This window comes from Leucobacter coleopterorum, from assembly GCF_011382985.1.
GTDB classification, from domain to species: domain Bacteria; phylum Actinomycetota; class Actinomycetes; order Actinomycetales; family Microbacteriaceae; genus Leucobacter; species Leucobacter coleopterorum.
In genome coordinates, this window is record NZ_CP049933.1 from 1,796,601 (window position 1) to 1,821,626 (window position 25,026).

22 protein-coding genes, 2 tRNA genes and 4 pseudogenes are annotated in these 25,026 nt (G+C 58.7%); 11 read left to right on the forward strand and 17 right to left on the reverse strand.

Going from position 1 to position 25,026, the window contains the following annotated elements:
• Nucleotides 1-52 precede the first annotated feature (52 nt).
• From G7066_RS08470 to G7066_RS08475, 3 genes are all read left to right on the forward strand, one after another.
• Nucleotides 53-125 (forward strand) — tRNA-Arg (locus tag G7066_RS08470).
• 198 nt (nt 126-323) lie between these two features.
• Entirely contained in the window at nt 324-530 is a 207-nt protein-coding gene (locus G7066_RS16050; protein WP_244302835.1) for a hypothetical protein, read from the forward strand.
• Nucleotides 467-1,525: an MFS transporter gene (locus G7066_RS08475; protein WP_244303388.1), complete on the forward strand. Its 1,059-nt coding sequence runs from the start codon at nt 467-469 to the stop codon at nt 1,523-1,525. The genes G7066_RS16050 and G7066_RS08475 overlap by 64 nt, the downstream gene beginning before the upstream one ends.
• 4 nt (nt 1,526-1,529) lie before the next feature.
• Here G7066_RS08475 and def read toward each other — a convergent pair whose 3' ends face one another.
• Nucleotides 1,530-2,093, reverse strand: coding sequence for a peptide deformylase (gene def, locus G7066_RS08480; RefSeq protein ID WP_166330427.1), 564 nt, complete (start codon nt 2,091-2,093; stop codon nt 1,530-1,532).
• A gap of 111 nt (nt 2,094-2,204) precedes the next feature.
• On the opposite strand from def, the gene orn reads away from it, so the two are divergent.
• Complete coding sequence (gene orn / locus G7066_RS08485) at nt 2,205-2,846, forward strand: oligoribonuclease (protein ID WP_244302836.1); 642 nt, start codon at nt 2,205-2,207, stop codon at nt 2,844-2,846.
• Between the two features lie 65 nt (nt 2,847-2,911).
• Here the strand turns inward: orn and G7066_RS08490 are convergent, their stop codons facing one another.
• Together G7066_RS08490 and G7066_RS08495 are read right to left on the reverse strand one after the other, a co-directional pair.
• A complete protein-coding gene (locus tag G7066_RS08490) occupies nt 2,912-3,508 on the reverse strand; it encodes a TetR/AcrR family transcriptional regulator (protein ID WP_166330431.1) in 597 nt (198 codons plus the stop codon).
• A gap of 191 nt (nt 3,509-3,699) precedes the next feature.
• Nucleotides 3,700-3,775, reverse strand: a tRNA-His gene (locus G7066_RS08495).
• Nucleotides 3,776-3,909: 134 nt separating this feature from the next.
• On the opposite strand from G7066_RS08495, the gene G7066_RS08500 reads away from it, so the two are divergent.
• Genes G7066_RS08500 through G7066_RS08510 form a run of 3 tightly spaced genes read left to right on the forward strand, consistent with a single transcriptional unit; the run spans nt 3,910 to nt 5,164 of the window.
• Nucleotides 3,910-4,257, forward strand: coding sequence for a metallopeptidase family protein (locus G7066_RS08500; RefSeq protein ID WP_166330433.1), 348 nt, complete (start codon nt 3,910-3,912; stop codon nt 4,255-4,257).
• Entirely contained in the window at nt 4,257-4,556 is a 300-nt protein-coding gene (gene clpS, locus G7066_RS08505; protein ID WP_166330435.1) for an ATP-dependent Clp protease adapter ClpS, read from the forward strand. The genes G7066_RS08500 and clpS overlap by 1 nt, the downstream gene beginning before the upstream one ends.
• On the forward strand, nt 4,553-5,164 hold the full coding sequence (locus G7066_RS08510) for a DUF2017 family protein (RefSeq protein ID WP_166330437.1): 612 nt from the start codon (nt 4,553-4,555) through the stop codon (nt 5,162-5,164). Before clpS ends, G7066_RS08510 begins: the two co-directional genes overlap by 4 nt.
• On the opposite strand, the gene dinB is transcribed toward G7066_RS08510, so the two are convergent.
• The gene (gene dinB, locus G7066_RS08515; protein WP_166330439.1) at nt 5,161-6,378 is read right to left on the reverse strand and encodes a DNA polymerase IV; all 1,218 of its coding nucleotides are present in this window, start codon (nt 6,376-6,378) and stop codon (nt 5,161-5,163) included. The two genes, G7066_RS08510 and dinB, sit on opposite strands and share 4 nt — an antisense overlap.
• A gap of 140 nt (nt 6,379-6,518) precedes the next feature.
• Here dinB and G7066_RS08520 point away from each other — a divergent pair.
• The 4 genes and pseudogenes from G7066_RS08520 to G7066_RS08535 all read left to right on the forward strand — a co-directional run bounded on the left by G7066_RS08520 (nt 6,519) and on the right by G7066_RS08535 (nt 12,232).
• Nucleotides 6,519-8,314 (forward strand): annotated as a pseudogene (locus G7066_RS08520) (glycerol-3-phosphate dehydrogenase/oxidase).
• Nucleotides 8,301-9,856, forward strand: a pseudogene (gene glpK, locus G7066_RS08525) (glycerol kinase GlpK). The pseudogenes G7066_RS08520 and glpK overlap by 14 nt, the downstream one beginning before the upstream one ends.
• 74 nt (nt 9,857-9,930) lie before the next feature.
• The gene (locus tag G7066_RS08530) at nt 9,931-10,545 is read left to right on the forward strand and encodes a TetR/AcrR family transcriptional regulator (protein WP_166330441.1); all 615 of its coding nucleotides are present in this window, start codon (nt 9,931-9,933) and stop codon (nt 10,543-10,545) included.
• Nucleotides 10,546-10,564: 19 nt separating this feature from the next.
• The gene (locus G7066_RS08535) at nt 10,565-12,232 is read left to right on the forward strand and encodes an MDR family MFS transporter (protein ID WP_166330443.1); all 1,668 of its coding nucleotides are present in this window, start codon (nt 10,565-10,567) and stop codon (nt 12,230-12,232) included.
• Between the two features lie 70 nt (nt 12,233-12,302).
• Here the strand turns inward: G7066_RS08535 and G7066_RS08540 are convergent, their stop codons facing one another.
• From G7066_RS08540 to G7066_RS16080, 13 genes and pseudogenes are all read right to left on the reverse strand, one after another.
• Nucleotides 12,303-12,893 (reverse strand): DUF2165 domain-containing protein, encoded by a 591-nt coding sequence (locus G7066_RS08540; RefSeq protein ID WP_166330445.1) that lies wholly within the window; start codon nt 12,891-12,893, stop codon nt 12,303-12,305.
• A 59-nt stretch (nt 12,894-12,952) separates the two neighbouring features.
• Nucleotides 12,953-14,467 (reverse strand): Asp-tRNA(Asn)/Glu-tRNA(Gln) amidotransferase subunit GatB, encoded by a 1,515-nt coding sequence (gene gatB, locus G7066_RS08545; RefSeq protein WP_166330447.1) that lies wholly within the window; start codon nt 14,465-14,467, stop codon nt 12,953-12,955.
• Entirely contained in the window at nt 14,467-16,002 is a 1,536-nt protein-coding gene (gene gatA / locus G7066_RS08550) for an Asp-tRNA(Asn)/Glu-tRNA(Gln) amidotransferase subunit GatA (protein ID WP_166330449.1), read from the reverse strand. The genes gatB and gatA overlap by 1 nt, the downstream gene beginning before the upstream one ends.
• The gene (gatC, locus tag G7066_RS08555) at nt 16,002-16,337 is read right to left on the reverse strand and encodes an Asp-tRNA(Asn)/Glu-tRNA(Gln) amidotransferase subunit GatC (RefSeq protein WP_166330451.1); all 336 of its coding nucleotides are present in this window, start codon (nt 16,335-16,337) and stop codon (nt 16,002-16,004) included. Before gatC ends, gatA begins: the two co-directional genes overlap by 1 nt.
• 51 nt (nt 16,338-16,388) lie before the next feature.
• Nucleotides 16,389-17,023 (reverse strand): annotated as a pseudogene (locus G7066_RS08560) (DNA-3-methyladenine glycosylase I).
• Nucleotides 17,024-17,269: 246 nt separating this feature from the next.
• A pseudogene (ligA, locus tag G7066_RS08565) lies at nt 17,270-19,602 on the reverse strand (NAD-dependent DNA ligase LigA).
• Nucleotides 19,603-19,607: 5 nt separating this feature from the next.
• Nucleotides 19,608-20,783: a tRNA 2-thiouridine(34) synthase MnmA gene (mnmA, locus tag G7066_RS08570; protein ID WP_166330453.1), complete on the reverse strand. Its 1,176-nt coding sequence runs from the start codon at nt 20,781-20,783 to the stop codon at nt 19,608-19,610.
• 10 nt (nt 20,784-20,793) lie between these two features.
• A complete protein-coding gene (locus G7066_RS16055) occupies nt 20,794-21,516 on the reverse strand; it encodes a cysteine desulfurase family protein (RefSeq protein ID WP_244302837.1) in 723 nt (240 codons plus the stop codon).
• Nucleotides 21,509-21,976 carry an aminotransferase class V-fold PLP-dependent enzyme gene (locus G7066_RS16060; protein ID WP_244302838.1) on the reverse strand — a complete coding sequence of 156 codons (468 nt, stop codon included), beginning with the start codon at nt 21,974-21,976 and terminating at the stop codon, nt 21,509-21,511. Before G7066_RS16060 ends, G7066_RS16055 begins: the two co-directional genes overlap by 8 nt.
• Before the next feature lie 5 nt (nt 21,977-21,981).
• Nucleotides 21,982-22,266 carry a tetratricopeptide repeat protein gene (locus G7066_RS16065; RefSeq protein WP_244302839.1) on the reverse strand — a complete coding sequence of 95 codons (285 nt, stop codon included), beginning with the start codon at nt 22,264-22,266 and terminating at the stop codon, nt 21,982-21,984.
• Nucleotides 22,263-22,844 (reverse strand): thioredoxin family protein, encoded by a 582-nt coding sequence (locus G7066_RS16070; protein WP_244302840.1) that lies wholly within the window; start codon nt 22,842-22,844, stop codon nt 22,263-22,265. Before G7066_RS16070 ends, G7066_RS16065 begins: the two co-directional genes overlap by 4 nt.
• A gap of 112 nt (nt 22,845-22,956) precedes the next feature.
• The gene (locus G7066_RS16075) at nt 22,957-24,084 is read right to left on the reverse strand and encodes a DUF8094 domain-containing protein (protein WP_244302841.1); all 1,128 of its coding nucleotides are present in this window, start codon (nt 24,082-24,084) and stop codon (nt 22,957-22,959) included.
• On the reverse strand, nt 24,081-24,803 hold the full coding sequence (locus G7066_RS16080) for a hypothetical protein (protein WP_244302842.1): 723 nt from the start codon (nt 24,801-24,803) through the stop codon (nt 24,081-24,083). The genes G7066_RS16075 and G7066_RS16080 overlap by 4 nt, the downstream gene beginning before the upstream one ends.
• Nucleotides 24,804-25,026: the final 223 nt, after the last annotated feature.

The following is a 25,026-nucleotide window of genomic DNA, read 5'->3' on the forward strand; positions in this document are numbered from 1 at the left end:
CACCATGTAAGGATTCCAGGTCAAGCGAAACACAGTGTACGCTCGAATGGTCGCCTCCGTAGCTCAGGGGATAGAGCAAGAGCCTTCTAATCTCTTGGTCGCAGGTTCGAATCCTGCCGGGGGCACTCAAATTTCGACGTTCAAGCTTTGCGGATCTTCGGTGAGTGTTGAACGTCGCAACAGCCCCCGATCCCTCTGACTCGCTGAACACCCCGTGTACCCCTCATCAAACTTGAATCCTGACTTGAAGATCGCGTAGCGCCGCAGGCAGTAATGAGTACGGCCTGGCGAGCTGTGTCACTTTGACTCGATAGGCTTGACCGATGCCCGCCACCCAGAAGCCCAAGCTTCCCTTTGAGGTTTGGGCTTTGGTGGCCGGAGGTTTTGCTGTTGCTCTCGGCTACGGCATCGTCGCACCAGCGATCCCTCAATTTGCACTTGAGTTTGGGGTGAGTAGTTTCGCAGCATCCGCGATTGTGAGTGCTTTTGCTCTGATGCGGTTGCTCTCAGCCCCCTCGCAGGCTGGGTAGTCGGGCGTTTTGGGGAGCGTCGAAGTTACACAACCGGCATCCTGATCGTCGCGGCCTCAACCGGTGCCGCCGCGTTTGCCGCCGACTACACGCAATTTGTTGTGCTGCGCGGGTTGGGTGGCATCGGCTCAACGATGTTCACGGTCGCGGCCACTGCGCTTCTCATCAAGGTGAGCCCTCCGTCAGCCCGTGGTAGAGTCGCGAGCCTCAACTCTGCTGGCTTTCTGTTGGGCGGCTTACTCGGTCCAGTCTTCGGCGGGCTCGTTGCAAGTTTTGGGCTGCGCGCCCCGTTCGTGTTCTATTTCTTCACGCTTGTGGTCGCCGCTTCGGTTGTCGCAATTGCACTGCGCAATTCCACATTTGCGGGATCTACTTCGGCACTCCCCACGCACACAGAATCTGTTGGTTTTGTGCAGGCTCTTCGAGTGTCGCAGTATCGAGCGCTTCTCACCTCAGTGTTTACGTTCGGCTGGGCCTCGTTTGGCGTGCGCGTCTCGGTCATCCCAATCTTTGTGAAGGTTGCACTTGATGGTGACGCCGCAGTGGCAGCTTGGGTGCTCGCAGCCTATGCGGCCGGCAATGCGATCCTCATTTTCCCGTCGGGGCGCTGGAACGACACCATCGGGCGCAAGCCAATGATTATCGTCGGTTTGACAGTTCTCACGATCACCTACGCGGTGTTCCCAGCATCCTCTTCACTGTGGCTCGCCCTGCTCATCATGTTTGTGGCGGGGGCAGGATCAGCACTCGTGAACCCAGGCCAGCAGGCAACGCTCGCAGACGTTGTTGGACTCCGCAACGGCGGCAGTGTTGTCGCGGGTTATTCAATGACAAGTGACCTAGGTGGTGTTCTCGGGCCGCTCGTCGCGGGTGCGATCGTTGACTTCGCCGGATTCGGCTGGGCATTCGGGGTCACGGCAGCTATCCTTGCGACCGCCGCCATCATCTGGAGCTTTGTGCCCGATTCACGCCGTCTGCAAAAGCAGCACCTCTAGTTGGCTAACCTTCGAGGTTATCGACTCCGGGCATCCAAGCAAGACCTGGTTTGCCCCAACCGTTACGTCGCTCCGCTTTCTGAGCAGCGCGGTTCTCGGGGTGCACTAGCCGATCCACATAGAGCAGCCCACTGAGGTGATCAAACTCGTGCTGCAGGATGCGCGCGAACCACCCACTCGCCTGAACTTCAAAGGGATTGCCATCGATGTCTTGAGCGCGCAGCAGCGCGCGCTCCGAGCGTCGCAGCGCGAAGCGCTCGCCGGGGAACGACAGACAGCCTTCCTCTTCGCTCTCATCGGGCAGGCCAGGATCCGGTGGGCTGATCCACAGCTCAGGGTTAATCGCGACGCCCTGCGGTGGTGCCTCGTCTTGATCCTCATACATCCAGACAAAAATACGTTTTCCCACTCCGACCTGTGGTGCCGCGAGACCTACGCCCGGCGCCGCAACCGTCGTCTCGAACATGTCGTCAACAAGTTGCCGAAGGCTTGCATCGAACTCAGTAACGGTTGCTGCGGGACGGTGCAACACGGGCTCGCCGCAGATAGTAATGGGGAGAACAGACATGGGTTCAAGCTTAGTGCGGGTATGTTAAGTTGATGCGGCAGAGATAGACTCTCAGTTGGAGCGATGCCGCCTGGCAATCTCGCTTATCCGCGTCTTGTTGAGGAGATCACCGTGTCGAGCACACCGGCCGAGCAAATTGTCTGGATCGACTGCGAGATGACAGGCCTCGATATCGACCGCGATGGGCTGTGCGAAATCGCCGTTATCGTGACCGATTTTGACCTTACTCCCCTTGATCCGGGTTTTGAGATTGTCATCAACCCTGGCGGAGATGCGCTCGGTCACATGAACGACTTCGTGCGTGACATGCATACGAAGTCAGGCCTGATCACCCGCATCGAGGCTGGTGAGTCTGTAGAAGAGGCCGAGAAACAGGTAATCGAGTATCTGAGCAAACTAGTCACCCCTGGCCGACGTCCCATCGTCGCCGGAAACACTATTGGCATGGATCGCCGATTCATCACAAAGTACATGCCCAAGCTCGACGAAACCCTGCACTACCGCAGCATCGATGTTTCAACGATCAAGGAGCTCAGCCGCCGCTGGTACCCCGCGAGCTACTTCGGGGCTCCTGCCAAGCGCGGTGGCCACCGAGCACTCGCAGACATTGCCGAGTCGATTCAGGAACTGGCCTACTTCCGCGACACTGTTATGGTGGTGGCGCCGGGATCTGGCAAAGATGAGGTAGCCGCTGCGGCCGCAGCCGCGAGCAAACGCTACGCCGCATTTATCGACGGACCTGCGGCTTCCTAACGAGCGCAAAAAGGATTCCACTAGCGAACAGTCTTATTGTGGGCAGGCTCGTGTATCCCCACCAACTACGAAGTCAGCAGCAGATCGTACAGAGGCTTAGCGCGCTGGATGCGCTTCGGGAACGATGCCCAGCCGTCTTTCACACCCGAGATCGTCTGAGCACCCGCAAACAGCTCGTTGAGTAGTTCACAGAGATCTTCTGTCGACCACGAAGAGGTGATTGATCCGTCTGCAACACCCTCTTTGATGAGCGAAAGGCAAAGCTGCTCCCACTCACTATGGAAACCCTGCCCCCAGCTCTTCAACTCGTCTGGAAGCGAAGACACCAGCAGAATACCGGCCTGCACAATCGTGTCGACAGAGATAACCTCGGCATAGCCCTCAAAAAGCTGAAAGAGACGCACTCTGCCGGTGCCGTTACCCTCTACGGCTTCAAGAGCGATCCCAGATAACCGATCCCGCTGCGTTTGCAGCACCGCCTCGGCAATATCGTCTTTGTTACCAAAATGGAAGTACAGGGAGCCAAGGCTGATGCCGGCCTCGTCAGAAATATCTTTCAGTTTTGCTTTGTCGTAGGTCATACGAGAAAAGACTCTTCCGGCAGCCTCGAGCAACGCCATCTTGGTGGCGATACCTCGCGCCTGCTTCCCGGTATCTTTCATGGTGATCCCCCGCACCTTCTCTGGAGTAATACTGGTTTCCAGATTGTCGCACAGCAACAACGTTGAAGTTGGCCCTTGCGAACCAGCCTGGAAAACCAGATTATTTGTAAACAACTGTAGAAAATACGAAGCGCTGACGGTCCTAACGGCAACCTTCGCGACAATAAGCGCATCTACCTGTATTGAAAAACTGGGGTGGCTAACGGGACTTGAACCCGCGACCACCGGCACCACAAGCCGGTGCTCTACCAACTGAGCTATAGCCACCATGCAACCGCGAACACCCTAGGGCGAACGAGGCAACCCTACGATCATAGCCCATCTTGAAGCATAGTTTTGACACCTCTGCCCAACATGGCTCCCCCTCCCCATTTTTGAGGCCAGCCGGGTAGGGTGAAAGCATGCTTGAGGTGTCACAGGAAGAGTTTGAGTCGCTGGTTGCAGACGGCCTCGATTCACTTCACGACGAAATGCTCTCCAAGCTCGACAACGTGATTTTCTTGATTGAAGATCGTCCCGCCGATAACAGCCCCACGCTCGGCGTCTACGAGGGCTTCTCTCTCGCGGAGCGCGATATCTACGGGTACGGTGAAGAACCAGATCGAATCATCCTGTTCAGAGAGAATCTGCTTGAGCACTGCGCCGATATGGAAGAATTGATCGCAGAAATCCGGATCACACTGATACACGAGATAGCCCACTTCTACGGCATCTCAGAAGAGCGTATTCATGAACTTGGGTGGGGCTAATGCTCGCGACAAAGGTAGAACCTGATGCAACCCGGGTGGAAGCGGAACAGCCGGTGCTGGAACCCACCTGGCAAACCGTAGTGTGGGACGACCCCGTGAATCTCATGTCGTACGTCTCTTATGTCTTTCAGATGCACTTTGGTTTCGAAGCGGATCAAGCAGAGCAACTCATGCTGCAGGTACACCACCGCGGCAAGGCTGTCGTAGCCGAAGGGTCACGCGAAACAATGGAAATGCACGTCGAAGCGATGCACAGCTACGGCCTATGGGCAACCGTGCAACAGGCTGGTGGATCATGAAACTCCAACCGCTACCCAATAGTGGCTTGCGACTTCTGCTCAATTATGACGAGGCTGCAATGCTCGATCAGCTGATCACACAGCTCATGCAACTCCTACAGAGTCACAGCGGCACCGCCCTTGACCCCGATCCGTTATTCGCCAGCCTTGAGATCGGCGGATCAGAAGAGATCCCCGAAGATCCGGCACTGGCGCGCTTGTTTCCTAATGCTTACGAAGAAGACAAGCAATCCTCACAATTTCGGCGTGTCACTGAACAGGGACTTCTTAACCGCAAACTGCAAGATGCGGCACTGGTCTCGTCCGCGCTAGGCCTGGGTGGGGGCTTGCCCGACAAAGATACACAGTTTGAGGTCGACATTCTCGCGTCGACTCTGCCGGCCTGGGTGAAAACGATCACCGCACTACGACTCGCTATCGCGGCAAGGATCGGGCTAGACACGGCCGAAGACCACGATCGTCTCCTCAAAGATGAGGAGACCCGTGGCACAGTGTTGGTGTTCGACTGGCTCGCGGCGATCCTTGAATCAGCGCTCATGATGCGACTGTCGCAAGGCGACGACGGTGACGACGGCTTCGATAACAGCATCGAGGACGTGCCCGTCTAGCTCGGATCCTGCAGCGACCTCGGATCTACCACAGGCCCCCTTTCTGTGAGCAAGCTTGCCGGGGTAACTCCCCTCTTCCCAAACCGGCTCCGCACCTCGTCAACGGCTTGGTCAACCGCGCGCCAGTCTTCATCTTCACTCCACAGCGCCGCAGAGTTGCTCCCCGCTGCGACCAGCTGCTCGGCTCGCACTCCGATCAGTCTGACGGATTTTCCCACCGCATTCAGGGCTTCGAAGAGGTCGTTAGCGGTCTGATAAATGCGCCGTGTTGCGTTTGTTGCCTCTTGAAGAGTTTTGGATCGGTTCAGCGTTTCAAAGTTCGCCCACCGCACCTTGATTGCCACCGTACGCGCCTCAACACTCGCGGCACGCAAACGTTCGGCAGTGCGGGTTGAAAGCCTCAGTAACTCACGGCGCAGCACCTCTGGGTTCGGCTCATCAAACGCAAAGGTTTCTTCGTGACCGATACTCTTTTCGATCCGTGTTGTTTCCACTCCACGAGAGTCGAACCCGTTGGCGAGCAGGTGCAGCTTTTGTGCACTCACCTCCCCCACCACCTGCCGCAGTGACGCGAGCGGTTCACGAGCAAGATCTCCCACGGTGTGGATGGCCCGTGAGCTCAGGGCCCGCTCCGTCGCCTGTCCCACCCCCCACATTGCCGAGATGGGAAGCGGGTGCAGAAACTCAAGCGTGCGTTTGGGCGGGATCTCAAGGATGCCGTCGGGTTTAGCCCGCTGCGAAGCCAGTTTGGCTATGAACTTGGTACCGGCGAGACCAACAGAGGCGGGAAGGCCCGTTTGTTCCCGGATCCGTTCGCGCAGCTGTCTGGCGATCTCAAACGGTGATCCGAAGAGACGCACGGATCCTGCCACATCTAAAAAGGCCTCGTCTATGCTGAGCGGCTCGACCAACGGTGTGAATTCTTCGAAAATGCGCATGACGGCGTGCGAGGCCTTGCGGTATTTCTCGTACGTCGGTGGGATCAGAATGAGCTGTGGGCAGAGCTGTTTGGCGCGTGCGATCGGCATCGCTGATCGCACACCAAAACGACGCGCCTCATAGCTTGCGCTCGACACCACGGAGCGACCAGTGTCATGAGCCGCGGCTACCGGGAGTCCCCGCAATTCCGGTCGATCTAGCAGCTCAACAGACACAAAAAACGAGTCCATGTCAACGTGCAGCATTGACGCAATCTCGCGCTTCAGTCCTTCCATGACTCCATTGCATCACACGCCACCGACATTCATCGCCGCAGCAAGCAATCATCCTCATGTTCCGTCGCAATGTCGGTGGTCTCTTGTAGCGTTATGGTGACGGAACCTTCACGCCAGATTCTTCTGAAAGCGGGAACAAGATGAGCAAACTGCGTCGCACAGTTCAGCAACTGCGAGACCACCCGACTGCCGACGTGCTGATTATTGGTGGTGGAATCAACGGCATCGCCACTTTTCGTGAGCTCGCACTCCAGGGAGTTGACGTCACGCTGGTCGAAAGAAACGATTTTGTTTCGGGGGCCTCCGCGGCCTCGAGTCACATGGTTCACGGTGGGGTGCGATATCTCGAAAACGGTGAGCTCCGCCTCGTAAAAGAGGCCGTGCAAGAGAGAAACCGGCTGATTCGAAATGCGCCGCACTACGTCGCACCGTTGCTCACAACGATCCCAATCTTCAAAACATTTTCCGGGGTACTCACCGCCCCATTCCGCCTGCTTGTCTCACATGGCCGAGGAAAGCCCGCGAGCGCGGTGCCCTGCTCATCAAAATCGGTTTGATGATCTACGACACGTTCTCGAGGGGTGGCGGGCGAGTTCCCCGCCACCGGTTCCACGGCCGGGAGCGCTCGCTCCGTGATCTTCCTCGCTTGAACCCGGCGATCAAATACACCGCGAGCTACTATGACGCCTCGATGCACGAGCCCGAGCGCCTCGCACTCGACGTGTTGTACGACGGAATCACAGCGGGTGCAGCCTCCGATGACGGCGGCACCAGCACCGCCAGGGCGGCGAACTACGTCTCCGTGATCGGGCTCGCAGAGAATTCGCAGAGCGAAGGACCCGTCTCGAAAGAGAAGAGTTCGGTTCTACTGCGCGACGAGGTTAGCGGCGAGGAGTTCTCGTTGTCAGCACGGCTTATTATCAATACGAGCGGCCCTTGGACAGACCTCACCAACGCTGCGCTCGGCCGAGCCACGAACTATATGGGCGGCACTAAGGGCTCGCACATCGTGTTAGACAATCCTGAGCTTTTGGCCGCGACTGCCGAGCGCGAGATCTTTTTTGAGCATTCGGACGGCCGCGTTGTGCTTATATATCCGCTGAAGGGTCGTGTCTTGGTCGGCACCACCGATATCAACGCCGACCCGAGTGAGCAGCCGGTTTGCACAGACGATGAGGTCGATTATTTCTTTGATCTCATCGGGCACGTGTTTCCAAGCATCTCGGTTGATCGGTCACAAATTGTCTACACGTTCTCCGGTATTCGCCCACTGCCGAGGCACGACGACACTGTTCCTGGCTTCGTCTCACGCGATTACCGTATTGAGCACGGAGACGTCGGGGGTATTCCTCTCCTCAGTCTCGTCGGCGGCAAATGGACCACCTTCCGCGCCCTCGCGGAACACCTCGGCGATACAGCACTGCAGATCATTCGAGTGCAACGCATCTCTCACACCCGCAACACCGCCATCGGCGGCGGTGCCGGCTTTCCAAAAGAAAAATCGGCTCGAAAGATCTGGATCTCACGCAACGCCAATGGACACAGCCGCGAACTCGTAGAGCTCATGCTTAAGCGTTACGGCACTCGGGCCTCTGAGTTGCTAGCGCAGCTTCCGTCCACTCCACAAGAACTCAGCGGCGCTCCCGGGCACTTCCGTGAAGAACTGGAGCATGTCGCCAGAAACGAAGACGTTGTGCACCTTGACGACATGATCCTGAGGCGAACCTCACTCGCGTTCACCGGCGGACTCACTCACGAAGCACTCAGCGAAATTGCTGCGGCAATTGCTCCCGCATTTGGGTGGAGCGCTGCGGCGCAGAAGCGCGAGGTACATCGCACTGCACAGATCCTGCGCGAGGTTCACCGCGTCGAACTCAACGTTCCGGGCATCGCCCCGACTCAAACAACAGACGGAGCACATCATGTCAACGCCTAACACCCCGCAGTATGTGATTTCGATTGACCAGGGCACCACCTCAACCCGCGCGATCGTCTTTGATCACGATGGCGGTATTGTCTCGGTCGGTCAGAAAGAACACGATCAGATCATGCCTCAGGCGGGTCTCGTCGAACACGATGCCGTTCAGATCTGGCAAAACGTGCAAGAGGTCATAGGCACTGCGCTCGGCAGAGGCGACGTGACAGACCGCAATATTGCGGCAATTGGCATCACGAATCAGCGAGAGACCACCGTGGTGTGGGATCGGCACACCGGAGTTCCCGTCTACAACGCGATCGTGTGGCAAGACACCCGGACGCAGGCGATGGTCGACCGGCTCGCCGAAGATGGCGGAGCTGACCGATTCAAAACGATCACCGGCCTGCCGCTCACGAGCTACTTTTCTGCGTCTAAGATTGCCTGGATTCTCGACAACGTGAAGGGCACACGCACGCGCGCAGAAGCGGGTGATCTGTTGTTTGGCACAATCGACTGCTGGGTGCTGTGGAACCTCACCGGAGGCGTTGACGGGGGCGTGCACCTCACCGATGTCACAAACGCATCTCGCACGCTGCTCATGGATCTCACAACTCTCACCTGGCGCGACGATCTCCTCGCGGTCTTCAATATTCCGCGCACCATGATGCCCGAGATACGTTCTTCCTCAGAGGTGTATGGCGAGGCCGAATACTCCTCACTACTGCGTGGAACCCCTATCGCTGGCATTCTTGGTGATCAACAGGCGGCCACATTTGGTCAGGCAGCGTTTAGGCCTGGGAATCAAAAAACACCTATGGCACGGGCTGCTTTCTCATGTTCCAGACCGGCGAAGAAATTGTGCACTCAACAAACGGTCTCATCACAACCGTCGGCTATAAACTCGGCGAGGGATCCACCCATTACGCCCTTGAGGGGTCAATCGCCGTCGCCGGCTCGCTTATCCAGTGGCTGCGGGATCAGCTGGGTCTCATCAACTCTGCCGCCGAGGTTGAAAAACTCGCTCGCTCCGTGCCTGACAACGGTGGCGCATATGTGGTGCCCGCATTCTCTGGCCTGTTTGCACCCTACTGGCGCCCGGATGCTCGCGGTGCGATCGTCGGACTCACCCGATATTCCAATCGCGGGCACATTGCACGTGCAGCCCTGGAGGCCGTCGCATTCCAAACGCGGGACGTGCTCGACGCCGTGAATGCCGACGTTTTGACCGCGGGAGGAGTGCCCCTCACCGAACTGCGAGTCGACGGAGGCATGGTCGCAAACGAGACACTCATGCAGTTTCAGGCCGATGTACTGGGAGTACCGGTCGTGCGCCCCGTTGTCGCCGAAACAACCGCTCTCGGGGCCGCATATGCCGCGGGCCTCGCGGTAGGTTTCTGGTCAGGGCTTGAAGAACTGCGCACAAATTGGCGCGAGAATCATCGTTGGTCACCGTCACTCGATATCGACGAGCGGGATCGCCAGCTCCGGCTGTGGCGTAAAGCCGTCGCAAGGTCGATGGACTGGATCGACGAAGACACCGAGCCCGCAACGGAGGCCTGACCTCACATATAGGCTCACGACACGCACCACACCAAACTTTGCACTTTCAGGTCAATAGTGCATAATTGCACTTTGTGCCCGAAAGTGCAAAAACAACAGGAGTCGAGCTGCGCAAGCGGCAAACTCGCCGCGCGCTCACCAGACACGCACGTCGATTGACGATTGAACACGGGCTGAGCGGATTCACGGTTGAGCAGGTTTGCGAGTTGGCGGGAGTCAGCCGTCGCACCTTTTTCAACTACTTCCCCAGCAAAGAAGATGCCGTCGTGGGCAGCGCAGAAGAGATCGATCCCACGATCGTGAAAACGTTTATGCAAGCGAGACCCAAGGGTATCACTGGCATTTCACCGGCCCTCGCAGACGATCTCATTACCCTCGCGATCGAGGCCATCGGCGAGTTCGGAGATTTCGATGAGTTTGACGACCCCCGTCTCGTCATCGCGCGTGAACCGCAACTGCTTGATCGCTTCATTGGTGCGGGAGAGGAAGCCGAGCGCGAGCTCGCGACACTCATTCAAACCCGTGAGGGCCTAGCCGCGGATAATCCTGCCGTTGCCATCATGGTGGGACTCTTCACCACGCTCGTTTGGCGCACTGCATACCGTTTCTTCCAACCCGATAATAAAACCCCACTCGCTGAGCTACTCGCAGAGTCCCTCGAGACCGCACGCACGCTGTTTACGAAATAAACCCAAAGGAATACCCAGAATGACCTCCCTCACCGCAAATCCGGTGTTGCTCACTCAGCGACGCATCTGGATTATCTTTTCCGCGCTCATTGCCGGAATGCTACTGTCGAGCCTCGACCAGACCATCGTCTCCACAGCAATGCCGACAATTGTCGGGCAGCTTGGCGGCGTAGAACACCAGGCGTGGATCACCACGGCTTACCTGCTGGCAACCACTATCGTGATGCCAATCTACGGCAAGTTCGGTGACGTGCTCGGTCGCAGAAATCTCTTTCTGATCGCGATTGCGCTCTTTACGCTCGCCTCAGTTGGCTGCGCGTTCGCGGATAACTTCTGGATGTTTGTGGTCTTCCGCGCTATCCAGGGTCTTGGCGGGGGCGGTCTGATGATCCTCTCACAGGCGATCATCGCCGATATTGTTCCGGCATCCGAGCGCGGCAAGTACATGGGTCCGCTCGGTGGCATCTTTGGCCTCTCGGCTGTTGCAGGCCCGCTTCTCGGCGGCTACTTCGTCGATCACATGACCTGGCAGTGGGCGTTCTACATCAACATTCCGGTCGGCATTGCAGCATTTGCTATCGCCTGGTTCACCCTCACGATTCCCACACACAAAGCAGCCAAGCCTATTGATATTGCCGGGGTTGTGCTGCTGTCGATCGCCACCACTTGCCTCATCTTCTTCACTGATTTTGGTGGCAATAAAGATCACGGCTGGAGCGCACTGGAAACCTGGTCTTGGGGTGCCGGTCTGCTGGTTGCAGCTGTAGCCTTCGTCTGGGTCGAATCGCGCGCGGAGGATCCGATCATTCCTCTGTCACTCTTCCGCAACCCGATCTTCCTTAACACCACCGCAATCGGCTTTACGCTCGGTCTGGGTATGTTCGCCGCGATTGCCTTTGTACCAACGTTCCTGCAGATGGCCTCCGGCACGTCGGCAGCAGTCTCTGGCCTACTGATGATCCCAATGATGGTTGGCATGCTGGGCACTTCAATCAGCTCCGGCATCATTGTGTCAAAAACCGGGCGTTATAAGATGTTCCCGATTATCGGCACACTCGTGACTGCGGGTTCAATGCTCGCCATGACAACGCTGACCGCTACAACCCCGATCTGGCTGATCTGCGTGTACCTCTTCTTCTTTGGGGCTGGTCTTGGCCTCATCATGCAGATTATGGTGCTCGTTGTTCAGAACGCCGTGCCACCTACCGAGGTTGGCACAGCCACCAGCACAAACAATTACTTCCGTGAGGTTGGTGCGTCACTCGGTGTTGCAATCTTCGGCGTCATGTTTACGACCAGACTTTCCGATAACTTGCTGGGGGTCTTTACCCAGGCTGGCGCTAATCCAGGCCAGGCAGAACAGTCAACAAAAACGCTGGATCCCTCGGTCCTCGCCGACCTGCCTGACACCGTGCGCGATGGCATTGTGAACGCCTACGCAGATTCTCTCGCGCCGGTATTCTGGTACCTCATCCCGTTCTTGTTGATCGCGTTTGTGCTCTCGCTCTTCCTCAAGGAGATTCCACTCTCACACGAGTCAGGCATGGTTGCTCGTGGTGAGGCCATTGACGGCGAGGAAGCTCTTGAAGCCGAGCGCGCGTTGCTCGCAGAGAAGCGCGGTGAGAAGTCATCTGACCCGCATAGCGAGAAGGTGGGCACCTCGACGGGCGCGACGCCACTCCCCTAAATGCGCGAAACTCACGCTCTGCCGCCGAGCCTGTGTCTCCCCACTGAGCCTGCGTCTCTCGACTGCAAGTTCAGTGTTGAGATGCAGGCTCGGCGCTTTTCCCTTTGTCCCAGGCCGGACTCGGCAGGTGGAGCAGCACCAAACCGATACCCGCGAGCATGGCGTTGCGAATCGCGGGATCGAGTCCGTTCCATTCTGTGGAGCGCCACATCTGGAACCACTCACCACCCACGGCGATAAAACCGCCCGCGAAGAGCAGCACAATCAGCACAAGCCCCAGGCTCGCCCATCGTCGAGCTCGAGCAAAACCTGCTGCCCCAAAGAGGGCGCGCATAAAGTCAACGAACGCAATGATGAGCACGATCGCAGCAATCGATTCGATAAGGATCACGCCGATGTAACCGAGATTCCAAAGCACTGGATTGTCGATTGCGCGCCACATGACGTCGGGATCAAGGCCCTTTCCCGCGGGCTGACCGAAGTTGGTGGTGTCCATCGAGAGTACGTGCTGCACAAACGCGAAGTTCGTGCCGTAGTCGGTAATGTTTCCGAGCGCCACTAAAAAGATGTACAGCGCATTGACGAAGACAAAGACGGCCGCAGCAAATGGAAGCGTGCCCAACTGCTTCCACCCCTGCTCCCCAGCAGTGTGAGTGTTCATGCGTTCAGATTAACTCGCACCGCTGGGGAACAGCAAGGGGAATGGGGCTCAGATGTCTGCTATTGCGCTGCTCGTTCAAGCACCAGTTCGCGCACGCGCGCTGCGTCTGCCTGACCACGCATCGCCTTCATCACAGCGCCAATCACGGCACCGGCAGCTTGCACTTTGCCGTCGCGAATCTTTTCGAGCACGTCAGGTTGCTGGGCAAGCGCGGCGTCGATTGCCTCGATGAGAGGGCCGTCGTCAGAAACAATCGCGAGACCTCGGGCAGCCACGATCTGCTCGGCTGTTCCTTCGCCATCGATGATTCCCTGGATAACCTGGCGGGCGAGCTTATCGTTGAGAGTACCCGCGTCAACGAGCGCGACGAGCTCAACAAGTTGCTCCGGCGTAATGAGGTCGGCGGCTGCGACGGAGCGTTCATTTGCGATGCGCGCGATCTCCCCAGTCCACCACTTACGTGCGGTCTGCGGTGGCACACCCGCAGCAACGGTTGCTTCGATAGTGCCGACGAGCCCGGCGTTCACGACGTCTTGGAACTCCAGTGCCGAGAATGCCCACTCGTCGCGAAGGCGACGACGACGAAGGGTCGGGTGTTCGGGCAACCCGGCACGCAACTCCTCTACGAGCTCACGCGATGGAGTGAGCGGGGCGAGGTCGGGCTCAGGGAAGTAACGATAGTCATCAGCATCAGACTTCGGGCGACCGGGTGAAGTCTCACCGGTGTCCTCGTGCCAGTGGCGGGTCTCCTGTGTGATCGACCCGCCGTCGGCGAGGATCTGTGCCTGCCGCTGGATCTCGAAACGCACCGCCCGCTCAATGGAACGTAGGGAGTTTACGTTCTTCGTTTCAGTGCGAGTGCCCAGCACCGACATGCCAGCATCTTCGTTGCCGCGCGGCCGCAGGGAAACGTTCGCATCGCAGCGCAGGTTGCCACGCTCCATACGAGCGTCTGAAATGCCAAGAGCGATCACCATTTCGCGAATTGTCGCGACGTACGCCGCAGCGATCTCTGGGGTGTCGGCCTCGCCACCAAAAACGGGCCGGGTCACTATCTCAACGAGTGGCACGCCCGCCCTGTTGTAGTCGACGAGCGAGTACTCGGCACCCTGAATCCGACCGGTGCTGCCACCCACGTGGTTCAGCTTGCCCGCGTCTTCTTCCATGTGAGCACGTTCGATGGGTACGTGCACAACACGCCCCGAAGCGAGCTCAACTTCAACTGAACCATCGTGCGCAATTGGATCGTCGAACTGCGAAATCTGGTAGTTCTTCGCCATATCGGGGTAGAAGTAGTTCTTCCGCGCGAAGCCCGAAACCTCTGCGATCTCACAGCCGAGCGCGAGTCCAAGACGGATTGAGCAACGAACCGCCTGATCGTTCACAACCGGCAAAGCTCCCGGCAGGCCGAGGCACACGGGGGTCAGATTGGTGTTCGGCTCGGACCCGAATAGGTTGGGTGCCGAGGAGAACATCTTGGTTTTAGTGTTGAGCTCAACGTGAACTTCAAGCCCAATAACCGGCTCGAAGAGTTCCAGCGCACGCTCGAAATCCATCAGTTTGACCTTCGCCATTAGCGGGCCGCCTTTCCGGTCGTTGCGTTTGCAAGGGACGGAGCCTGTGCCCAAAAGGGCTTACCATCACGCTCTTCGATCAAACGTTCAATTGCGGCACCCGCGCGGTACAGTCGCGCGTCTTCAAAGGCAGGCGCCATGAGCTGCAGGCCAACCGGCAGACCATCTTCAGGGGCAATGCCCATGGGTAGACTGAGGCCCGGAATCCCTGCGAGGTTCGCAGGGATAGTTGTTGCATCGTTGAGATAATCCTGCATTGGGTCGGCTCCGTGCTCCCCCAGCTTCCACGCGGTTGTTGGCGTGGTTGGCGATGCGATCACATCAACCTGTTCAAAGGCACTCGCAAAGTCGCGCTGTATTAGCGTGCGAACTTTCTGCGCGCTGCCGTAGTAGGCGTCGTAGTATCCAGCCGAAAGCGCGTAGGTGCCCAGAATGATGCGGCGTTTTACCTCGGCTCCAAAACCCGCGGCGCGCGTCGCACTCATCACGTTCTCGACGGTGCCACCACCCTGTGGGGTCACACGCATGCCGAAACGAACCGAGTCGTACTTCGCAAGGTTGCTGGAGGCTTCCGCGGGAAGAATCAGGTAGTAGGCCGCAACGGCATATTCGAAGTGTGGAGCATCGATCTCAACGATCTCAGCTCCTTGCGCCGCAAGTAGGGCCAGCGCTTCTTCGAAACGAGCTTTTACTCCGGGCTGCACACCGTCAAGCATCAGCTGCTTCACAACGCCCACACGAAGGCCACGCAAGGAATCTCCAGCGGTACCTTCTCGAGCGGCTGCAGCCATCGAGGGCCAGGCGAAGTCAAGTGAAGTTGAGTCGTGGTGATCGTGGCCCGCGATAACATCGTGCAGCAGAGCAGTGTCAAGCACCGTGCGGGCGCACGGTCCGACCTGGTCAAGCGAGGAAGCCAGGGCGATAGCCCCATAACGACTCACTCCGCCGTAGGTGGGCTTAGCGCCGACCGTACCGGTAAGGGCAGCGGGTTGACGGATTGAGCCGCCGGTGTCGGAGCCGAGCGCGAGCGGAGCTTCAAATGCGCCGACGGCAGCTGCAGAACCGCCGCCGGATCCGCCCGGCACACGGTCAAGCTGCCAGGGGTTGTTGGTGGGCCCATACGCCGAGTTCTCAGTGGAGGATCCCATCGCGAACTCATCCATGTTCGTTTTGCCGATAGAGATGAGCCCAGCGGCGCGGGCCTTTGCAACCGGTGTTGCGTCGAAGGGTGACATGTAGCCCTCAAGTATCCGAGACCCGGATGTTGATGGCATGTCGGTGGTGACGAGCACGTCTTTTACGGCAAGCGGTACACCCGCCAATTCTCCAAGTTCTTCACCAGCGGCGCGGCGCGAGTCGATGTCACGCGCAGCAGCGACTGAAGCTTCGGCATTCGTCGCGAGGAACGCACCGATTGAAGCGTCTACCTCAGCAATACGGTCGAGATGAGCACGTACCGCTTCTTCTGAGGACACCTCGCGTGCGGTGAGCTTCGCAGCAAGATCTGCCGCGGTCATCCTTGTGAGCTCTGACATTACTGTTCCTCCCCCAGAATCGAAGAAACCCGAAACATGCCGTCGGTGGACTCTGGCGCGTTTGAGAGAGCCTGCTCACGAGTCAACACGTCAGCGATCTCGTCTTTACGTGTCACGTTGCTGAGCGGGTTCGGGTGGCTTGTTGCGGGTACGTCGGCCCCTGCAACTTCACTCACCTTTGCAATGTTGGTGAGAATTGACCCGAGGTCGTTTGTCAATGAGACAACCTCGGCTTCGGTGAGTGCGATGCGGGAGAGACCGGCAAGGTGCTGTACGACTTCTGCCGTGATCTCGCCGTTCGACGCGGTGCGATTTGCCGCACTGGTTTCAGACATGCTGCTCCATCGATTAAGTCGGGAGTGGGTGGTTCGGTGAACCACCCCATCCTATCTCTGAGCCAACTGGCTCACATCTGAGTCAGTGCGAGTGCCGTCAATATTCCAGAGTCCCGAGCACCCACGGCGATGGCTCGTGACCAAGTGAGCGTCGACGATCCCTATGGCGGTCATCAAGGCATACACCGTTGTCGGCCCCACAAAACTGAAACCGCGACGCTTCAACTCGCGAGCAAGCTCGGTTGACTCCTTCGATGTGGCGGGCACCTCTTCGTCAGAAACCGGACACGGAGATGTCTGCGGTTGAAAAGACCACACCAGACTTGCAAGGTCAGCATCTTGCTCGCGCATTTTCTGAGTTGCGCGCGCATTGGAGACAGCTGCCTCAATCTTGCGCCGGTTTCGAATAATGCCACTATCCCCATGAGTGCTTCAACCCTCGCATCGTCAAAGTCGGCAACTTTGTCGACGTCGAATCCCGCAAACGCGCTGCGGAATCCTTCTCTACGAAGCAGGATGGTTCGCCACGATAGACCGGATTGAAAAGCCTCGAGTGTGAGCCGCTCGAACACGCCCTGTTCATCAAATACGGGCATTCCCCACTCGGTGTCGTAGTACTCCTGCATAAGGGGGTCAGTCTTCGCCCAGGATGCGCGAACAAGGAATGGGGATGCATCTTCGGGCATAATCAATTACCTTTCTGTTCCAGGTGCGAGCTGGAAGACACCTCGGTCGGCTTTGGGGGGCTTCAATGTGAACTACTCACTACTCTAAGTAGAAAGAACTCTGTCGTGGGTGGGCACCGTAAATCTGTGGATAACTTGGCCTACCTTGCTCCTGTTAGCGAAACACGGAGTTTTGACGTGGGTGGTCCTGCGACTCACAACCTCGCGCCGGATGGCTGGGAGCGGCAACCCCGCGGACCGCGATTGCTAAAGCCCGAGCGCGGCGGGACCTTCCGTCACCAGCACGGCAAACTGCTCAGCGTCCAGCACTGGAATCCCGAGCTCTTCCGCCTTTGTAAGCTTTGACCCGGCTCCGGGTCCGGCAGCAACGTAGTTGGTCTTTTTCGACACGCTCGAGGCTGCTTTACCGCCCGCCTGAATGATCGCTTCCTTCGCGCCATCGCGCGTAAATCCGTCGAGGGCACCCGTCGCCACGATCGTCAAGCCCGAGAGCACCCCACCTTCAGCAACCGCAGCCCCGGGTCCAGGGTGCCCCGGCGTCGCCCATTGCACCCCGGCAGCAGTCCAACGGTCCACGATTTCCATGTGCCAGTCAACCTCAAACCACTCTTTGAGCGACTCAGCAATAATGCCGCCGACACCTTCAACAGCCGATAGTTCTTCGACAGAGGCAGCACGGATAGCATCGAGCGATCCAAACCACTCCGCAAGCGCACGGGCTGCGACGGGGCCGACGTGTCGAACGTTCAACGACACAAGCAGTCGCCACAGCGGCTTTGTCCGAGCTTTTTCAAGCTCCGCAAGAAAAGTCTCCGCATCTTTCGACGGCGTAACGACGCGGTAATCCTTTTTGAACCCGGCTGCTCGTCGCTCAGCAGCCGTCATTCCCTCTGCGTCAGGCGGGTACTCGAGTGATACCCTCTGGAACGGCGCCCGCCGCACGAACTCACCGGTTGCCTCGTCTACCCGACGCTCACCGGTCTCACTATCGCGCACGATCACCTCGATCGGTACCAGCTGCTCAAGCGTCAGTTCAAACAGCCCAGCTTCAGTTTCGAGCGGCGGCGTTGAAGGCACCTCGGGCTGAGTGAGCGCAGCGGCGGTAATCTCGCCAAGCACCTCGACGTCGAGGGCTCCACGTGACCCAATGTGTTCCACTCGCCCGCGCACCTGCGCTGGGCAATCTCGCGCATTCGGGCAACGCAGGTCAATGTCGCCCTCTTTCATCGCCCGCAGCGGAGTGCCGCACTCAGGGCAGTCGGCGGGCATTCGCCATTCGACTTCTGACCCGTCACGGCGTTCAAGAACGGCACCAAGCACCTCGGGAATCACGTCACCTGCTTTACGCAGCACAACCGTGTCACCGATCAAAACACCCTTGGCCTTCACTACCTCTTGGTTGTGTAAGGTCGCTTGGCGCACGGTGGATCCCGCAACTTTCACGGGCTCCATCACCGCGTAGGGGGTGGCACGCCCGGTGCGGCCCACGCCGATCCGAATATCAATAAGCTTCGTGTGTACTTCTTCAGGTGGATACTTGTATGCGATTGCCCATCGTGGCGCGCGACTGGTCTCTCCCAGCTCAGCGTGCAGCTCAAGTTCGTCGACCTTCACGACGATGCCATCAATTTCGTGCTCTACGTCGTGTCTGCGCTCCCACGCTCAGCGATAAAGTCAACCACATCATCGACGGTATCGAGCACCCTCGAATATGGCGAGACAGGAAGCCCCCAAGAGGCAAGCAGACGGTAGGCATCAGATTGGCTGCCGGATACGCCAGACCAAGCTCCGATCCCGTGAACATAGAGCGAAAGTCTCCCTAGGCGGTCACGCATCAGTTCAAGCTCGGACACAGACTTCTTGTCGGCCCGCTGCCGCAGGCTCCCCGCTGCTGTGTTACGAGCGTTCGCGAACTCTGGGTACCGTACCGGAATGGAATCTTCTTCACGGCCCTTTGCAAGCTGCTCGGCGACAAACGAGGTCTGAAGCTGGTGCTGTCGTACATTCAGCGATTCGAAGTCATCACGACGCAGAAATACCTCACCGCGCGCCTCAAAGAACTCGGGGATATCGTCGCCGTGCAACTCTCGCGGAATCACCGGAATAAATCGGACGTTCTCAGTGATGTCTTCTCCCACTCGCCCATCACCACGGGTGGTCGCCGTCTCAAGCCGCCCGTTTCGATATGCGAGGCTAATCGCGAGACCGTCAATCTTAAGTTCCGTCAGCCAGCGCACATCACGCCCAGCAACGGCGCGGGTTTTCTCTGCCCACTCACGAAACTCCTCGATCGAGAAGACGTTGTCGAGACTCAGCATGCGTTCCGCGTGCTCGTGCTCGGGGAAGCCAGCAGAGACAACGGCGGCTCCCACCTCTTGCGTGGGACTATCTTGCCCGGCTAGCTGTGGAAACGCACGCTCCAGCTCTTCAAGTCGGTGAAACAGCACGTCGTACTGAGCGTCAGAAACAAGGCTCGTAGCCTCCGAATAGTAGGCGGTTCGCAACCGCTCAATTTCTGTGGTGAGACGCTCGACCTCGACGCGCGCGTCTTCAAAGCTCAGATCTGAGAAATCACCCATTGCACTCACGCGCCAACCTCCAAGACAGCGGCGGCTGGGGCCGCAATTGCACGATCAATAGTGAACTGACCAAGCACCCGAGTTCCTACATAGAGCACCGCTGTCTGTCCCGGGGCGACACCGAGCAGAGGCTCGGCACGATCAAGATCGACATCAACAACAACCTCGTGACTCGCATCAGCGCGGTGAAGTTCAGTCCGTTCCTCTGGCAGGATCGGCCGCAGGCTTGCGCGGGCAGGCACTGGGTCGGCGTGGGCGCGAATCTGCACCTCGCATTCAAAGGTATCGCTGAGATCGCGGCCCGGATCCCCGGCCCAACTGAAGCGGCCACCGGCGATTCGCCCGATACCAAGATGATCTTTGGGACCAACGACGACCTGGTTTGAGACAGGGCGAATCGACAGCACGTAGCGTGGCTGTCCGTCAAGCGCTGGTCGCCCAAGCTGTAACCCGCGTCGCTGCCCAACTGTGTAGCCAAGCGCGCCGTCATGGGTTCCCACAACTTCACCAGACTCGTCGAGAATCTCTCCCGGCTCACGTTCCAGGTGGTCCGAGAGCCATCCGCGGGTATCACCATCAGGGATAAAGCAGATGTCGTGGCTGTCTGGCTTCTTGGCGACCTGCAGGCCGCGATCCTCAGCCTCGGCCCGAATGAGGGCCTTCGAAGGGGTATCACCGAGCGGAAAGTAGCAGCGGGCGAGCTGCTGGTCAGTCAGCACACCGAGCACGTACGACTGATCTTTCGCCCACGCGCTCGCGCGATGCAATTCACGCCCATTGGGTCCATCAACAAGTGTTGCGTAGTGTCCCGTGGCGACCGCGTCAAAACCGAGCGCGATGGCCTTATCGAGCAGCGCGGCGAACTTGATCTTTTCGTTGCAGCGCATGCAGGGGTTGGGCGTCCGCCCAGCCGCGTATTCAGCAATGAAATCATCGACCACGTCTTCTTTGAAACGCTCGCTCAGATCCCAAACGTAGAATGGAATACCCAGCAGATTCGATACGCGACGCGCATCCATCGCATCTTCAATCGTGCAGCAGCCGCGTGATCCGGTGCGCAACGTGCCTGGCATACGACTCAGGGCGAGATGGACCCCAACCACCTCGTGACCCGCATCAACCGCGCGCGCCGCAGCGACAGCGGAATCAACCCCACCACTCATTGCCGCAAGAACTCTCATCCGAGCAAGTTTAGTTCAGTCCGGCTGATCGTGCCCGATCTATTGCTGCTGGTAGCGCCGCGAGCAAACTGTCCACCTCTGTCTCCCGTGTATCGGGACCGAGCGTAAAACGCAGTGCCCCAGCGGCCTCCGCTTCGGAAAGCCCCATGGCCATCAGCACGTGCGAGATTTCCGCGACACCCGCCTGGCACGCGGAGCCAACCGATACAGACACTCCAGCTGCGTCAAGCAAAAACACGAGTGAATCGCCCTGACACCCCGGAAAGGTAAAGTGCGCATTGCCTGGCACCCGGGCATGTTCGTCACTGCTGCCGCGCAACACCGCTGAGGGGTCAATGTCGCGAACGCCGGCAATCAGGCGATCACGTAGTCGCGCGAGCCGTGAAATTCGTTCGGGATCGGGCGCGCGACCCTCACCGAGGGCCAGATCGAGCGCTGCCGCAAACGCTACAGCGCCCGCGACGTTTTGTGATCCTGATCGTGCACGCTGCTGAGAACCACCGTGTAGCAGCGAATCGGCAATGGTGTGACGCCCCAGCACCAGCGCACCGACCCCGACCGGTCCCCCAATTTTGTGCGCCGACACGCTCAGGGCTGAGGCACGCGTGGCCGCGAAATTGATCGGGACCTGACCAAGCGCCGCCACAGCGTCAACATGGCTCGGAATTCCGGATCCCTCCGCGATCCCGCACAGTTCAGCAACGGGCAGGATTGACCCCACCTCGTTATTCACCCACAAAAATGAAATCAAGGCAACGTTCTCGGGTCCAGCCTGTTCGATCGCTTTCGAAAGGATCGAGGGTGCAGCACACCGTCGGTGTCAATCGGCAGCCACACCACTTCGGCACCCTGGCTGTCACGCAGCCACTCGGCCGCCTCCATCGTCGCATGGTGCTCCCCTGGGCAACCAGCACAACAGGTCCGGATCCCGCGCGTCGACGAGCCCAATACATTCCTTTGAGCGCAAGATTGACTGCTTCCGTGCCGCCAGCAGTGAGGGTCACTTCGGCGGCGTCGCAACCGAGCCCTCTAGCGATGCGCTCACGCGCCGATTCCAGCAACTCGCTTGCCTGCTGGCCGTGCGCGTGCGTTGACGCGGGGTTACCGACGCTTCGCAGCGCCCCGGTGTATGCCTGAAGCACGGCTTCCGGCATCGGCGAGGTTGCCGCGTGGTCGAGGTATGCGCGGGCCATTGGAGTTAGTAGAGAAGGTTCGCGAGACGACCCCGCGCTGCGATCACACGCGGATCAGCGGGCCCAACCACTTCAAACAGCTCAAGAAGCCGCTCGCGAATAACGGTGCGCTGATCGGTGTCACTCACGGCAAACAGCTCAAGAAGCCGCAAAAAAGCATCCTCGACATGCCCTCCCGAGAGGTCGAGGTCGGCCACTCTCAGTTGCGCCTGCAGATCTTCCGGCTGCGCTGCCGCTTCAGCACGCACCTGCTCAAGCGTCAGACCTTCAAGTCGCTGCAAGAGTTTCATCTGCACCAGCGCTGATCGAGCCTCAGCGTCGGCGGGGCCTTACGCAGCACGTCTTCCCACTCGGCTACCGCCGCTGCGTAGTCGCCGCGCTCGGCAGCTTCAACCGCCGCGAGGTGTGCGGGTGGGGTTTGGGGTTCGGCTGGTTCGGCCTGGGCTTCAGATCCGTCTTCACCATCGCCAGCCGGTGCGTTGACGCGCCCAACGACACCCTGCTGCTCTCCGAGCTGCAGCAGTTGTGCAAAAAGTTCGCGCAGCTGTTCAACGGGGATTTCTCCCTGAAACAGCGGCACGGGACGACCGCCAACGAGCGCCACGACAGTAGGAATGGACTGCGCCTGGAATGCCTGGGCGAGCCCTGGGTTCGCATCAGCGTCAACCCTCGCGAGCAGCACTCGACCGGCGAACTCCCGTGTCACTTGCTCCACCATCGGGCTTAGCGCCTTACTCGGCTCAGACCAACCGGCCCAGAGGAGCACCACGACGGGCACCACTGACGAGAGCTGAGCGACCTGCTCGAATCCTGCGTCAGTCACATCAATCGCCAGCGAAGGAACGTCGACGACTTGTGGTGCTCCCACGGCTGGTCCCGGCACTGCTGCCGCGGGGCCGCACCCTGCGATCTCGTCGCTGCGAGGTGGCTGAGGTCGATCCCACCGCCCGGGATCCGTTCTGGCATCTGCTGTGGTGTCATTATGAGTTCCTCGCTCCCACGAGCTCACTCGTTACTCCGAGCAGCTCGATCTTTTTATGCTCAGACTTGTTCGGTACAAAAAAGAGCATCTGATGCGCTACCTCTTGCACGAGCTTGTCTTGTTCACCGGTGAGCCCAGAGAGCGCTGCTGCCGCCTCCGGGACCTGAGGCTTGAACCGACCGCCTGCCGCTTCAACGATCTGTTCCTCGATCACAGTTGTCGCAACGAGCGCCCCTCCGACTCCGGTCGACAGCGCAACGGGCTCCAGGTCTCCCTGGTGTGCCTGTACCGAGAACTTCATCGTCTGCCCCTTAGCGTCAGATTTTTGCTGCTCAGTCTGGGTACGCGCAAGTCCGTAGTGGTCAAGAAGTGTGTCGGAGGTGAGATCGAACGAGTCTGCTTCAGGTGAGTCCTTACCGTTTTGCAGCAGGCTGGCGTACGCGGCACCCACTTCTCCCGGCGGTAACTCGAGCGTCTCCAGATCGTTCGAAAGAAGTGCAGTTCCATCTTCAGCGGGCGCGGCCTGGGGCATTGAAATGCCACCTCGTAACGCGATGACACGCGAAACCAGGTAGTTTTCCTGCGGCGTCTGCTGCGTCAGGATCAGAGCGAGTGACGGCGACGCCCCTTCTTTACTCTCGTCTTGGTCTTGAGCGTTCGCATCATCTTTGGTCTCAGACGCGACCGTCATAAACATCGTTCGTGGCCAGGAGTCCGTACTCTGTACCAGCTCGTAATCGAGTCGGTCCTTTGTAATGCGAGGCGGTACAACTTCATACTGAGGAACCGCTTTACGAATGGTGTAGTTCGCCGTGCGCTGGGCGAGGGCGTCTCCGTTAAAGCGAGGTTCCAGTGAAGCCGCATCGAGCGAGTCATCACCGATACCTGCGACCTCAGAAACCTGCTCGACGATACGATCCATCTGCCCTTCAGTGACCGGCACCGGTGGCAGAGCAGTCTGGGGATCCTTTGCCTGCGTTGTTTTTGTGGGCTGCGGAGAGAAGTCTGGCCAGTAACTTGCGGAGCATCCACTCAGACCTAACGCAACCACAAGTCCGAGCGCAGGAATCGCACTGTGGCGCAGCGCCCGTCGCTGCACAACCGGGGGTTCGATGTTCGTCTTCACCTGACCCACTTTCTTGCTTCGTTTGCGGAACAGGTTGCGAATGCCCTGGAAGGGTCCGCGACGGCCACGGCGTGGGCCGAGACCTCGGCGATCGTGGTCGACAGCAAACAGGTAGAGCAGGCCTCCGACGACAGCGAACAGGCCCCCGCAGCCAGAAACGGCCCAGCCCAGGGGGTCGTGCGATCCTGAACCCACACAAGCGACACATCTTGGGGAACGGGATTCACTCCGTTAGAAGCGATCAATACTGACTGGTCAGACGCGAGGGCCACAGGCACACGCAGCGTTTCTTTTTCAGTGCCGCTGCCCTGGTTTTTGATCGACCGCGCCTCGAGCCAGAGATCACTTCCGCGAGGATCAATGGGCTTCATGTCTTCACCGTCCTCGGCAGCGCTCGACGCCGCTACCAATGCGCTCAGCACTTTTCCTTTGTCTGGATCGACAGAGAGCTCAGCGTGTGGAAACGGAGCAAGCCACCCCTGCACGTCTCGGGTTGTTCCGGTGGACACAAATGCTTCAGAGCCGCGCACAACGACGTTTGCCTGGCCCGGCACATTCGCGAATTCCTTGCCATCGATAACGGCGTAACCCGTCTCTGATTTGGTGTCGACGGGATAACTGATCTCCGCGGGTCCGGCAAGAAAAGTACGTTGCCCAATACCCAGCAACAGCAACACACCGGAAATTACGAGTGCCGCAATCGCAAGCACATATCGCACGGGGGCTCCTCACTACATGGAGCCTGAGCCGCGCTTTCCTAACGAGAGCCCGACACAGACAAAGATTTCAACGTTTAACGCTACCGGAGCTTTCCGAGGAAGACATGAACATCTTGCAGCGCGGCGCGCAACCACACCCTTCGATCCGCTCTGTAACTCGCATGCACTGATGATTAATTAGTCTATTATGTGTATTTGTATGCCCTCGCGCGGATTTCGCTGC